Raw genomic sequence first — 12,928 nt, 5'->3', positions numbered from 1 at the left:
GCCGGCATGATCGGCCCGGGCGGGCGGCGCGTCTTGGCCGAACCCGCGCCCGGGACCGCGCATTCGGCATGCCCGGGGAGGCCCGAGCGGTGAGACCGCTCGCGGACTTCCTCGCGCGCCTGGATCGGCCGCTCCTCTGCGAAGACCTGTTCGACGGGGTCCCCGACACGGTGTTCTTCGTCAAGGATGCCGGCGGCCGCTACGTGGCGGCCAACCAGGTCCTGGCCGAGCGCGCGGGATTGCGCCGCAAGGAGGCCCTGATCGGCCGCACCGCGGACGAGGTCTTCCCGGGCGAGCTCGGCCGCCGCATCGCCGCGCAGGACCGGGCGATTCTCGGGAGCGCCCGCGCGCTCAAGGGCGAGCTCGAGCTGCACATCTACGCCGACGGCCGGGAAGGCTGGTGCCTCACCTGGAAGGAGCCGCTGTTCGATCGCGACGGGGAGGTCGCGGGCCTGATCGGCCTGTCGCGGGACCTGCGCTCCGCCAACGCGGCGCCGGACGAGACCGCCTGCCTGTCGCGGGCCCTGCAAGCCGTGCAGAGCCGCCCGGACGTCTGCCCCACGGTGGGCGCCCTGGCGAAGCTGGCCGGGCTGACCCCCTTCCGCCTGGACCAGCGCCTCCGCGCGATGTTCGGGATCTCGGCCGGCCAGTACCTGACGCGGCTGCGCATCGACCGGGCCAGCGCGCGTCTCCGGCACGGCGACGAACCGATCAGCCAGATCGCCCTCGACAGCGGCTACGGCGATCAGACGGCGTTCGCGCGGCAGTTCCGGAAGCGCGTCGGCCTGTCGCCGGGCGCATACCGGAGGCTGCATGCCCGGCCCCCGCCGGAGACGCGGCCTTGATCGCGCCGGAGCGGTTGGCCATGAGTTGGGCCCGCGAGAACGGGTCGGTGGCGCGCCCCCGCGCCGCGCACGCACGGACTCCACCACGTATGCCCTCTGTCGCACCCGCACCGCCATCGCCGACGCGTTCCGAGCCGGAGACCGGCGCCCACGGCGCCCGGCTGACGGTCGACCTTGGGGCGATCGCGGCGAACTGGCGGTCGCTGGCCGCACACGGGGCGGGGGCCGAATGCGCCGCGGTGGTGAAGGCGGACGCCTATGGCTGCGGAATCGGCCGGGTCGGGCCGGCTTTGTGGGACGCCGGGTGCCGGACCTTCTTCGTCGCCCACCTGTCGGAAGGCGTCGCCGCCCGGGCCGCCCTGCCGGAGGCGGCGATCTATGTCCTGAACGGCCTGCTTCCGGGCACCCGGGAGGCCTTCGCGGCGCACGGGCTGCGCCCCGTGCTCGGCAGCGTCGAGGAACTGGCGGACTGGGCCGCGTTCTCGGGCGGACGCCTGCCCGCGGCGCTCCACGTCGATACCGGCATGAACCGGCTCGGCCTGCCGGTGCCGGAGGCGCTGGACCGCGCGGGCGACCCGCGGATCGCGGCGGCCGGGATCGACCTGATCCTCAGCCACTTCGTCAGCGCCGAGAAGCCGGAGGATCCGGTCAACGCCCGGCAGATCGCCGACTTCGCCCGGGTGCGGGCGGCCTATCCGGGTCTGCGGGGCTCGCTGGCGAACTCGTCCGGCGTGTTCCTCGACGGCGCCGGCCACGATCTGCTCCGGCCGGGCTACGCCCTGTTCGGCGGCAACCCGAAGCCGGGATCGGCCAACCCGATGCGCCCGGTGGTGCGGCTGGAGGCGCTGATCGCCCAGGTGCGCGCGGTCGAGGCCGGCGCCACCGCGGGCTATAACGGCCGCTGGACCGCCTCCGCCCCGAGCCGGCTGGCGACGCTGTCGCTCGGCTACGCCGACGGGTTCCCGCGGGCGATCAGCGGGCGGGGTCAGGCGCTCGTCGACGGCGTCCCCTGCCCGATCCTGGGCCTCGTCTCCATGGACCTGATCATCCTCGACGTCACCGCGGCGCCCGCGGCCCGGCGCGGCGCCACCGCCGTGCTGATCGGCGACGGGCTCGACATCGACACGGTCGGCCGCGCCGCCGGCACGATCGGCTACGAGATCCTCACCGGGCTGGGTTCGCGTTATGTTCGAACCTATGTAGAGTCCCGCTGACCCGTCTGTCGCGCGCGGAGGACGATCCGGCCGTCCGGGGCGACGGCCTGTCCTTAAAGCACGCGGCGCCCGTACCCGGACCTGACCGTTCCATGGCCAAGATCCAACAGACCTTCGTTTGCCAGTCCTGCGGGGCGGTCTACAACCGCTGGCGCGGCCGCTGCGAGGCGTGCAACGGCTGGAACACGATCGTCGAGGAGGCGCCCTCCGCCCCCGGCCAGTCCGGTCCGGCGGCGACCCGGCCGTCCCGCGCCCGCGGCCGGGTTTTTCCCCTGGAGGGACTGACCGGGGAGACCAAGGAGGCGCCCCGCATCCCCTCGGGGATCGGCGAGCTCGACCGGGTCACCGGCGGCGGCTTCGTGCGCGGCTCGGTGATCCTGCTCGGCGGTGATCCCGGCATCGGCAAGTCGACCCTTCTGATGCAGGCCTCCGCCGCCATGGCGGGCACGGGCGAGCGGGTCGCCTACATCTCCGGCGAGGAGGCGGTGGGGCAGGTGCGCCTGCGGGCCGACCGGCTGGGCCTGAGCGACCGCCCGGTGGACCTCGCGGCCGAGACCAACGTCGAGGACATCGTCGAGACCCTGAGCCAGGGCCGGCCGCCGGCGCTGGCGATCATCGACTCGATCCAGACGATGTGGACCGAGACGGTGGAATCGGCCCCCGGCACGGTCACGCAGGTGCGCTCCTCGGCGCAGGCGCTGATCCGCTTCGCCAAGACCACCGGCACGGCGGTGATCCTGGTCGGCCACGTCACCAAGGACGGGCAGATCGCCGGCCCCCGGGTGGTGGAGCACATGGTCGACGCGGTCGCGTCGTTCGAGGGCGACCAGGGCCACCATTTCCGCATCCTGCGTGCCGTGAAGAACCGCTTCGGCCCCACCGACGAGATCGGCGTGTTCGAGATGACCGATGCCGGCTTGGCCGAGGTGCCCAACCCCTCGGCCCTGTTCCTGGCCGGCCGCGACCACCAGGCCGCCGGCACCGCGGTCTTCGCCGGGATGGAGGGGACGCGGCCCCTTCTGGTGGAGATCCAGGCCCTGGTGGCGCCGTCCTCCCTGGGCATGCCGCGCCGGGCGGTGGTCGGCTGGGATCCGAACCGGCTGTCGATGGTGCTGGCCGTGCTGGAGGCCCATGGCGGGATCCGGCTCGGCACCCACGACGTCTATCTGAACGTGGCCGGGGGCCTGCGCATCACCGAGCCGGCGGCGGATCTGGCGGTGGCGGCGGCGCTGGTGTCGTCCCTGTCGGGGGCGGTGCTGCCGCCCGAGACGGTGTATTTCGGCGAGATCGGCCTGTCGGGGGCGATCCGGCCGGTGGCCCAGGCGGGATCCCGGCTCAAGGAGGCCCAGAAGCTCGGCTTCGCCAAGGCGCTGATCCCCCAGGGCCGCGGCGAGGGCGACAAGGCGCTGTCGGTGGAGACCCTGCGCCACATCGCCGACCTGGTGGCGGGGATCAGCGCGGGGGCGCCGCGGAAGGGCTCCGGGTCGCGCGGGCGGGCGCCGGCGCGCTACGCCGACGAGGAGGTGTGAGCTGTCCCGACTTCGCGGACGGCGCGACCGCGTCGAACGCGGCCCACCGGGATTGCACCGCCCCGCTCGCAAGGGCGGTGAAGCCTCATCGCCCGACGGGGTCCGGTCGGCGGCATCCCGGCGGGCCGGCCGGCCCCGCGTGAGAATCGATCCGGTCGCGCACGATGAGGCGGACGCGCAGGAAGCAGGTCAGGGTGCCGCCCGCCGGTTCGGCGATGAACGCGACCACGAGGCGATGCTCCGCCTTCGGCAGCCGCGCGAGCGCGGCATCGAGGAGCGCCCTGTCGTCGTCCGCGACCTGGCCCGTGACCGGCCCGAGGCTGACGTCCGCGAAAGAGGCTTCCTCATGCGGTGCGTTGCAAAAGCGGAGGAACGCCGCCCGCACGGTCTCGGCCGGCGGCCCGCAGACGGACTGCCTGCGGCTCGCCTGCGGCCCGGCCCGGCGCGCCGTCTCACCCCTCCATGAACCGCTTGAACGCCTCGGCATAATCCGGATGCCAGCGCGACAGGGCCGGGCGGTTCTCGATGATGTCCCCGGCCGCCCAGGCGATCCGCTTCTCGTCCTGCGCCCGGGTGGTCTCGTTGTCGGGGCAGAGGATGTAGAAGTCGCCCGCCGCCAGCCGCTCCAGCATGAAGGCGACGGTCTCCTCCGGCGTCCAGGCACCGGCCGGCTTCTCGGCGACGCCGCGGGCCTTGGTGAGGCCGGTATAGACGAAGCCCGGGATCAGCAGGTGGGCGGTGGTCCGGCAGCCCTCCCGGGTGCGCAGCTCGTGGGCGAGCGCCTCGGTGACCGCCTTCACCCCCGCCTTCGAGACGTTGTAGGGCGCGTTGCCGGGCGGCGTGGTGATGCCCTGCTTCGAGCCCGTCACGATGATCGCGCCGGGCTTGCCCCCGTCGATCATGCCGGGCGCGAAGGCGTGGATGCCGTTGACCACGCCGCCGAGGTTGGTGCCGAGGATCCGCGCCCAGGTGTCGGCGTCGGAAAAGAGCTTGCCGCCGGCCTCGATCCCGGCATTCAGCATCACCACGGCCGGAGGGCCGGCCTTGGCGACATGGGCTGCCAGAGCCTCAACGGCCTCCCGGTCCGAGACGTCGGTGGGCACCGCGCGGACCTCGACGGCGGCGAGTTCGGCGACCGCGGCGCGGGCCCCTTCCAGGGCGGGGCCGGGCCGGTCGGCGAGCCAGACGTTCATGCCGGCCCGCGCGAAGGCCTGCGCGGCGGCGAGACCGATGCCGCTCGCGCCCCCGGTGACGACCGCGCTGCGGCCGGGGCTGATGGCGGGGTGCTGACTCATGACGCGGTCCTCGGCTGGATGGCGCCCTTCAGATGGGGCAACCCCGAAGGAAGGCGAGTTCGCCCCGGAGCCGCGACCCGGCAGAACCAGCGGATCGCCGCCGCGGCCGCGTCTGCTAGGGTAAAGCCACGCCCTCAGGACGCCAGGACCCGGATGCCCCCTCCCCCGAGCCGCCGGTCGATCCTCGCCGGCGCAGCCTCCCTCGGCCTCGCCCCGGCGGCGCGGGCGGCCGGTCCGGCGGGATTCGGGCCCCTCGGCCGTCCGTCCTGGGCGAGCGACAGCCTCCAGGCCGCCGCCTCGGCCAAGGGCCTGATGTACGGCTGCGAGGTGCCGTTCCACCGGTTCGACGGCACGGTCGCCTACCGGCAGGCGGTGGCGCGGGAATGCGGGATCCTGGTCTGCGGCACCGAGATGAAGATGGAGGAGGTCCTGCCCGCCCCCGGCCGGTCCGAATTTTCCCGGGGCGACGCGATCCTGCGCTTCGCCAGGGCCAACGGCCAGCGGATGCGCGGCCATACGCTCGTCTGGCACGCGGCGCTGCCGCCCTGGGTCGCGCCGCTGCTCGGCCGGGCGAGCCCGGTCCAGGCCGAGGACTTCATGCGGCGCTGGATCGAGACCGTGGCCGGCCATTACCGCGGGCAGATCGTCGCCTGGGACGTGGTCAACGAGATCCTGGGCAACGAGACCGATCCCGATCGCGGCGGGGGCCTGCGCGACTCGCCCTGGCTCGCCTCGATCGGCCCCGGCTACGTCGATCTCGCCTTCCGCATCCTGCACGAGACCGACCCCGCCGCCGCCGGCACCTGGAACGAGGACGCGGTGGAACAGGGGGTGCCCTGGATGGAGGCGAAGCGCACCAAGGTGCTGCGCCGGCTGGAGGCGATGCGCGCCCGCGGCGTGCCGATCCGGCGGTTCGGGCTGCAATCGCACCTTACCAGCACGATCCCGATCGACCAGGGGCAGCTGCGGCGCTTCCTGCGGGAGATCGGCCAGATGGGGCTCGGCATCGCGATCACCGAACTCGACATCGACGACCGGGCCTTCCCGTCCGACGTGGCGACCCGCGACCGGAAGGTGGCGGATTTCGCCCGGCGCTACCTCGACGTCGCGCTGGACGAGCCCGCCCTGCTGGATGTCGTCACCTGGGACATCTACGATCCGGACACGTGGCTGAACGACCACCCCTACCGCAAGCGGCCGGACGGGTTGGCCCAGCGGGCCCTGCCGCTGGACGCGCAGTACCGGCGCAAGCCCCTGTGGCACGCGATGAAGGCGGCCTTCCAGGCGGCGCCGGATCACACGGCCGCCCGGGAGAGGCTCAGGCGGGGGTGATCCCGGCGCGGCGGGTCCCCTCCGCCAGGGCCGGCTCGGGCGGCCGGTCCGCCAGGAGCCGGCGGCGCAGGCGCGCGCAGGGGCGCTCGACGAGCCCGTAGAGGCCCCAGCACCACAGCAGCGTCACCGGGAAGGCCGCGCCCATCAGCCCGATTCCGTGCAGGCCGGGCCGCAGGTGCAGCACCAGGGCCACCACCGCCATGTGGGCGAGGTAGAAGCCGTAGGACCAGAGCCCGAGCTGGCGCATCGGCCGGCTGGCGAGCAGCCGCACCCCCGGCCCCTCCCCGTGCAGGAGGTAGGCGAAGGGCACGAACAGGGCCGCGCTCTGCAGGCTGTAGCGCAGGGTCTCGCGGAACGCGGGCTCGCGCACCGCCAGCGTGCCGAGGATCACCGCGAGGCTCGCGGCCACGTGCCACGCCTTCGGCCGCCACGCCCGGTCGGCCGGGATCACGGGGTTGTTCCAGAGGCCGAGGCAGCATCCGAACAGGATCGCGTCGATCCGTGTGTGGGTCCAGGAGTAGTTCAGGCTGTAGTCCGGCAGCCGCCAGACGTTGAGGCACCGGATCGCCAGGACCGCCCCGCAGAGGGCCAGGCAGGCCAGCGCCGCCCGGCGCGGGCGCAGGCGCCCGAGCCACAGGACGTAGGCCAGGGGGAACACCAGGTAGAAATGCTCCTCGATGGCGAGGCTCCACAGCGGCACGGGCAGCACCGCCTCGGTGCCGAACAGGCCGGGATAGTTCGTCAGGAACGTCGCCTGCCCGATGACCGCCGCCGGCTCGACCGGCATCCACTCGAGCAGTCCGACGGCGTACAGCGCCCCGGCGGCCAGCAGCGTCAGGTACATCGGCGGCAGGATGCGCAGGCTGCGCCGCAGGTAGAAGGCGGGGAGCGAGATTGCGCCGGTGCGCGCCCGCTCGATCCGCAGCAGCGTGGTGATCAGGTAGCCGCTGAGGAAGAAGAAGACCGTGACGCCGAAGCCCCCGGGGACGACGTGGCTGTAGCCGCAATGGGCCGCGAACACGATCAGGATGGCGAGCGCCCGCACCCCGTCGAGCTGCGGCAGGTAGGGCATCACCGGGGGCACGGGGTGTCCGGGTTCCGGCATGGGGGAAGCCGACCTCCTGTCGCGGCCTGGGCCATCGTGGCGGAGCAGTAAGCGCCATTTTCGCGCCCGCCGACATCCGCACGGATCCTCGTGCGTCGAAACCTGTCGCAGGATGGTGAATCCGCGCCGTCATCCGCCCGCGCGACCGGAGGAGATTGGTAACCGCGCCGGCCCATCATGCCGCCCGACCGCGCCCCTCCGGGCGCCGTCGGGAGTGTCGTGCATGGTCCCGGTCCAGCCCCGCCGTCGCACCCGCCCGCGCGTCGCGTTCGGTGCGAGCCTGTCGCTGCTGGCGCTGCTCGGTGCCCCCATGGCCGCGCGGGCGGAGGGCGCCCCCGTCCCCGCGGGCGGACCGAACCCCGCGCCGGCCGCGCCCGTGGCGGCGAGCGTTGCCGCACCGCCCGCGGTCGTGCCGGACGCCCCGGTCGCGACGGGCCAGGAGGTCAAGGCGCCCGAGACGAAGCGGCCCGAAGCGAGACCGGCCGAACCCAGATCCGCAGACGGCGCGACCCCCGACGCCAAGCCGGCGCAGGGCGGACCCCAGGAGGCCGCCAGGAAGCCCCGCGAGCCGGCGCCGCTCGTCTATGCCAAGGTCTCGGCCGATCCCAGTCCGACCCTGACCCCGCACACCTTCCTGGACACCCTCCGGGCGGCCGAGCGCTACGCGGCCTTCGCGGAGGCCGGCGGCTGGGAGCGGCTGCCCGAGGACCTCGCGCGCCTGAAGCCCGGCGAGCGCAGCCCGGCCATCCCGGCCCTGCGCCACCACCTGACCCTCACGGGCGACCTGCCGGCGGACGCACCCCCCAGCGACCGGCTCGACCCGCCCCTTGTGGCGGCCGTCTCTGCCTTCCAGGCCCGGCACGGCCTGCCCGACAGCGGCATCCTCGGCCGGCTCACGATCAACGCGCTCAACGTGCCGGCCGAGATCCGCCAGCGCCAGCTCGCCGCCTCCGCGGCGCGGCTGATGGGCTCGAAGTTCCCGTTCGGGACCCGCTACGTCGTGGTCAACATCCCCTCGGCCGCCGTCGAGGCGGTGGAGAACGGCGCGGTGGCGCGCCGCTACGTGGCGGTGGTCGGATCCCCCGACAAGGCGACGCCGACCGTGGAGACCCGGATCACCGACATCAATTTCAACCCGACCTGGACGGTCCCGGCCTCGGTGGTGAAGAACGAGATCATCCCGCAGATGCGCCGGAACCCGGGCTACCTCGCGCGGAACCACATCCGCATCCTGGGGCCGACCGGCGAGGTGGACCCGACGCGGGTCGACTGGGCCGGCGACAAGGCGGTCAACTTCATGCTGCGCCAGGATTCCGGCTTCGACAATTCGCTGGGTCAGGTGCGGATCGACATGCCGAACCGCTTTGCCGTCTACATGCACGACACGCCAGCGAAGTCCCTGTTCGCCGCGAGCGTGCGCTTCCACAGCCACGGCTGCGTCCGGGTCGGCCAGGTCAAGGAGCTGGTCGGCTGGCTGCTGCAGGGGACGGACGGGCCGAACGGGCCGGGCACGACCTGGGGGCCGATCGAGATCGAGACCGGCATCGCCGACGGGGAGCGGCGCGACATCAAGCTGGTCAAGCCGGTGCCGGTGGCCTTCGTGTATCTCACCGGCTACGCGACGCCGGACGGGAAGGCGCATTTCCGCGACGACGTCTACAAGCTCGACGTCCCGGCCTCCGAGCCCGCCGCGACGGGCGCGATCCCGCCCGCCGCGTCCATGCCCGACCCGCCGGCCCCCAAGCCGGCGACCCCCAAGCCGGCGGCCGCCGTGGTCAAGCCGGCCGCCGGGCCGGCGGCCGCCAAGGCGATGGCCAGGACCGCCGCGGCCAAGCCGGCGCCCGAGCACCCCGCCGCGGGATCGGCTGAGACGATCCGCTGAGGCCCGGTCTTCGGGGCGACCGCTCGGCGCGGAGCGGTCTTCCGGCCGGGCGCGAGATCATTGTCGCGGTCGTGCGTCCGCCGTTCGATCCCGCGGCCCGGATCAGACCCGATCGGGTCCATGCGGTCCGGCCGCCAGGTCCAGCCGCACCTTCACCAGCCCCGGATCCTCCGGGTCGCGCTCCTGGGCGAACCCGAGCCGCCGGCAGACCGCCAGCATCGGCCGGTTCTCGGCCAGCACCGTGCCCTCGACCCGGCCGATCCCCTCGGAGCGCGCCCAGTCGATCATCAGGCGCATGAGGGCGAAGGCCAGACCGGTTCCCCGGACGTCGCGGCCCACCGCGATGGCGTATTCGCCGCTCTCGTGGTTGGCATCGGCGTGGAGCCGCACCGCCCCGAGCATCCGCTCGCCGCCCTCCGGCTCGACCTCGGTGGCCACGAACGCGATGGCGCGGGCGTAGTCGAGCTGCGTCAGGCGGGCCAGGAAGGCGTGGCTGAACGCGCGCACCGGCCCGAAGAACCGCAGGCGCAGATCCTCCGGGTCGAGCCCCTGGAAGAAGCTCAGGAACAGCCCCTCGTCCTCCGGCCGCACGGGCCGGACGCGGATGGTCCGGTCCTTGAGGTTGAGAATCCGCACCCATTCCGCCGGGTAGGGCCTGATGGCGAAGCGCGGATGGCCGCGCCCGTGCCGGCCCCTCTCGGAGCGCCCGATCCGCACCCGGGCGTCGAGGGCCAGGACGCCGGTCTCGTCGGCCAGCAGCGGGTTGATGTCGAGTTCGCGCACCTGCGGCAGGTCCGCGGCGAGCTGGGCGAGCTTCACCAGCGTCAGCGCGACCGCCGAGACGTCGGCGGCGGGCACGTCGCGGTAGGCTTCGAGGCGCCGGGCGACCCGGGTGCGGCCGATGAGGTCGCGGGCGAGGATCGGGTCGAGCGGCGGCAGGCCGAGCGCCCGGTCGTCGATCACCTCCACGGCGGTGCCGCCGCGGCCGAACACCACCACGGGGCCGAAGACCTGATCCTCCGCCAGCCCGGCGATGAGCTCCCGGCGCCGGCCCCGGCGAACCATGGGCTGCACCGCGAAGCCGGTCACCCGGGCGTCCGGCCGCTCCCGGCGGACCCGGGCCAGGATGCTCCGCGCGGCCTCCCGGACGTCGGCCTCGCTGGTCAGGTCGAGGTGCACCCCGCCGATATCGGATTTGTGCACCACGTCGGGGGAGACGACCTTGAGCGCCACCGCGCCGCCCGCCGCGATGATCGGCCAGGCGGCCGCGGCGGCGGCTTCCTTGTCGGGGGCGAGGGTGATCGGCACGGTCGGGATCCCGTAGGCCTCCAGCAGGCCGTTCACCGCGACCGGGTCGAGCCACGCCGCGCCCTGGCGCAGGGCGCCGGCGATGATCGACCGGGCGCGCGCCATGTCGGGGGAGAAGTCCCGCGGCAGCGAATCCGGCGTGCGCATCAGGTCGTCCTGCGCTTCGCGGTAGCGCACGAGGTGCAGGAACCCCTCGATCGCCTCGGAATCGGTGGTGAAATGCGGGATCCCGGCGCCCGCGAAGGCGTCGCGCGCCGCCTCGGCATCGCCGAGGCAGACCGCGAAGACCGGCTTCTTGCGGGTCTGTCCGGCGCGGGCGGACGTGACCGTCTCGGCGATGGCCCCGGCCACGGCCCCCGCCTCCGAGCGGGCGGTGGGGACGTGGATCGCCAGCACCGCGTCGCTGATCCGGTCCGTCAGCAGGGGCGCCAGTGCCGCCGCGAAGGCCGGCCCCGCCGCGTCGATGCCGAGGTCGAGGGGATTGCCCGCCGGCCGGCCTTCGGCCGCGGCGCTCCCGGCGAGGGTGCCGGCCCGCTCGATCAGCCGGTCGGCGGCGAGCAGGCCGATGCCGCGGCCGTTCGACACGATCGCCAGCCGGTCGCCCGGAAACGGGCGCTGCCGACCCAGGGTCTCGACCGCCGAGAACATCTCGTCGAGATCCTGCACGGCCAGCAGTCCGGCCCGCCGGAAGGCCGCGGCGTAGACCGCGTCCGGCCGCGCCAGCGCGCCGGTATGCGTGGCGGCCGCCCGCAGGTCCGGCCGGTGGCGGCCGGCCCGCAGGACCACCACGGGCTTGGCGCGGGCGGCCGCCCGGGCGGCCGACATGAACCGGCGGGCGTCCGAGACCCGGTCGAGGCAGAGCAGGATCGCGCGGGTGCGATAATCGGCGGCGAAATGATCCAGGCAATCGGCCACGCCGATATCGAGCACGCTGCCGAGCGACAGGACGGCGGAGAAGCCGGTCCCGTGCCGCGCGCCCCACTCGACGATCGCCGCCGCCACCGTGCCGGATTGCGAGACCAGCGCGAGATCGCCCGCCTTGGGGGCGTGGGCGAACAGGCTGGCGTTGAGTTTCGCCCCCGGCACCGCCAGGCCGGCGCTGTCGGGACCGAGGAGGCGCAGGCCGTGCGCGCGGGCGATGCGATGGGCGGTCGGCCCGGGGTCGTCCGGCCCTGAGCCGAGCCGGGCCGTGAGGATGACGGCCGCGCCGGCGCCGGCCGCGGCGGCCTGCGCGACGACCTCGGGGACGCGGGGCGGCGGCACCGCGATCAGCACGAGGTCGGGGACGACGGGCAGATCCGCGATCTGCGGCACGCAGGCGAGCCCGTCGACCCACGCATGGTCGGGCTGGACCGGCATGATCGCGCCGGGAAACTCCGCCGCGCGCAGGGAGTCCAGCACGCTGCGGGCCGCCGAGCCCTCGCGCGCCACCGCCCCGACCAGCGCGATCGAGCGGGGGGCCAGCAGCTTGTCGAACCGGTAGGTGCTCACGGCCGGCCGCTCACGGAGCCGCCGTCACGGGGTCGGTTCCCGCGGGCCATCGGTTCCGGCGCGCATGTGCTGCCCCTCGCTCGCAACGGGACCCGGCGGGATCCCTCGGACGCTCACCGCCGTACCAGATGGCGTGCGCCGCCGCGCGTGCAAAGGCCGCTCGGCCAGGTTCTGCGCCGACGCGGCCCCGGGTCCATCGCCGGTCCGGCGGCACCCAATATGGTCAATATCCAGCGGCCCTTTATCCTCGGCAAAACGGACCTTGTGGGCATATGTAATTTGGTCTTGCCATCAAATTCACATGACCATAGTAACTGCTCATTAACTGCCCTGTAACGGGCTGACCAGAAACAGATTCCAGATCCTCGCCATGTCGGCGGCGGCGAGGGTGGGGTCGCAAGGAGGATCGAGGATGGACGCCACGGTTGAAGGGCAGCCGGACTATCTCACGTTGTCCGTCGACATCGTGTCGGCTTTCGTGAGCAACAATCCGGTGCCCGCGCCGGAGTTGCCGGGATTGATCGCGGCGGTTCACGCGACCCTGCACGGGCTCAGCCAGCCTGCGCCTGCGCCGACGGAGGATCTGCGGCCCGCGGTCTCGGTCCGGCGCTCGGTCCAGCCCGACTTCATCGTCTGCCTGGAGGACGGAAAGAAGTTCAAGTCGCTGAAGCGCCACCTGCGGACGCACTACAACATGACCCCCGACGAGTACCGGCAGAAATGGGGGCTCGCGCCCGACTATCCGATGGTCGCGCCCAACTACGCCGCCGCCCGGTCCAGCCTCGCCAAGAGCATGGGGCTCGGCCACCAGCGCCGGAAGGGCTGAGGTCCCCCACCTGCGTCCACAGCTTTCCGGCCACGGTTAGGCATCGGGCAAGCGGCGCTTGCGAGGGTCGGGGAACCGTCCGCGCCCGAGACCGCACCGCG

The 12,928-nt window shown here is 73.7% G+C and carries 10 protein-coding genes; 6 read left to right on the top strand and 4 right to left on the bottom strand.

The features are described 5' to 3' along the window. Positions 1-89: 89 nt before the first annotated feature. The 3 genes from MKL01_RS12920 (at position 90) to radA (ending at position 3,588) form a co-directional block, all read left to right on the top strand. Complete coding sequence (locus tag MKL01_RS12920; RefSeq protein ID WP_243905624.1) at positions 90-845, top strand: helix-turn-helix transcriptional regulator; 756 nt, start codon at positions 90-92, stop codon at positions 843-845. A gap of 89 nt (positions 846-934) precedes the next feature. Continuing rightward, on the top strand, positions 935-2,059 hold the full coding sequence (alr, locus tag MKL01_RS12915) for an alanine racemase (RefSeq protein WP_243905623.1): 1,125 nt from the start codon (positions 935-937) through the stop codon (positions 2,057-2,059). Positions 2,060-2,151: 92 nt separating this feature from the next. Next, complete coding sequence (radA, locus tag MKL01_RS12910) at positions 2,152-3,588, top strand: DNA repair protein RadA (protein ID WP_243905622.1); 1,437 nt, start codon at positions 2,152-2,154, stop codon at positions 3,586-3,588. A gap of 85 nt (positions 3,589-3,673) precedes the next feature. Here the strand turns inward: radA and MKL01_RS12905 are convergent, their stop codons facing one another. Both MKL01_RS12905 and MKL01_RS12900 read right to left on the bottom strand, forming a co-directional pair. Beyond that, positions 3,674-3,973, bottom strand: a complete 300-nt coding sequence (locus tag MKL01_RS12905; protein WP_243905621.1) for a hypothetical protein — start codon at positions 3,971-3,973, stop codon at positions 3,674-3,676. A 67-nt stretch (positions 3,974-4,040) separates the two neighbouring features. Beyond that, positions 4,041-4,883: an SDR family NAD(P)-dependent oxidoreductase gene (locus MKL01_RS12900; RefSeq protein WP_243905620.1), complete on the bottom strand. Its 843-nt coding sequence runs from the start codon at positions 4,881-4,883 to the stop codon at positions 4,041-4,043. A gap of 153 nt (positions 4,884-5,036) precedes the next feature. Here MKL01_RS12900 and MKL01_RS12895 point away from each other — a divergent pair, with 153 nt between their 5' ends. Next, complete coding sequence (locus MKL01_RS12895) at positions 5,037-6,215, top strand: endo-1,4-beta-xylanase (protein ID WP_243905619.1); 1,179 nt, start codon at positions 5,037-5,039, stop codon at positions 6,213-6,215. Here the strand turns inward: MKL01_RS12895 and MKL01_RS12890 are convergent. Beyond that, complete coding sequence (locus MKL01_RS12890; protein WP_243905618.1) at positions 6,202-7,320, bottom strand: acyltransferase family protein; 1,119 nt, start codon at positions 7,318-7,320, stop codon at positions 6,202-6,204. The genes MKL01_RS12895 and MKL01_RS12890 overlap by 14 nt on opposite strands. 223 nt (positions 7,321-7,543) lie before the next feature. On the opposite strand from MKL01_RS12890, the gene MKL01_RS12885 reads away from it, so the two are divergent. Further along, on the top strand, positions 7,544-9,202 hold the full coding sequence (locus MKL01_RS12885) for a murein L,D-transpeptidase (RefSeq protein ID WP_243905617.1): 1,659 nt from the start codon (positions 7,544-7,546) through the stop codon (positions 9,200-9,202). Positions 9,203-9,304: 102 nt separating this feature from the next. Here the strand turns inward: MKL01_RS12885 and MKL01_RS12880 are convergent, their stop codons facing one another. Continuing rightward, complete coding sequence (locus tag MKL01_RS12880; RefSeq protein WP_243905616.1) at positions 9,305-12,001, bottom strand: bifunctional acetate--CoA ligase family protein/GNAT family N-acetyltransferase; 2,697 nt, start codon at positions 11,999-12,001, stop codon at positions 9,305-9,307. 412 nt (positions 12,002-12,413) lie between these two features. Here MKL01_RS12880 and MKL01_RS12875 point away from each other — a divergent pair, with 412 nt between their 5' ends. Beyond that, positions 12,414-12,827, top strand: coding sequence for a MucR family transcriptional regulator (locus MKL01_RS12875; protein WP_243905615.1), 414 nt, complete (start codon positions 12,414-12,416; stop codon positions 12,825-12,827). The last annotated feature ends 101 nt before the right edge of the window (positions 12,828-12,928 follow it).

The sequence above is a fragment of the Methylobacterium sp. J-070 genome, from assembly GCF_022829385.1.
In the GTDB taxonomy this organism is placed as follows: Bacteria; Pseudomonadota; Alphaproteobacteria; order Rhizobiales; family Beijerinckiaceae; genus Methylobacterium.
Note: the sequence above shows the minus strand (reverse complement) of the source record. Positions and strands in the feature narration are given on the sequence as shown.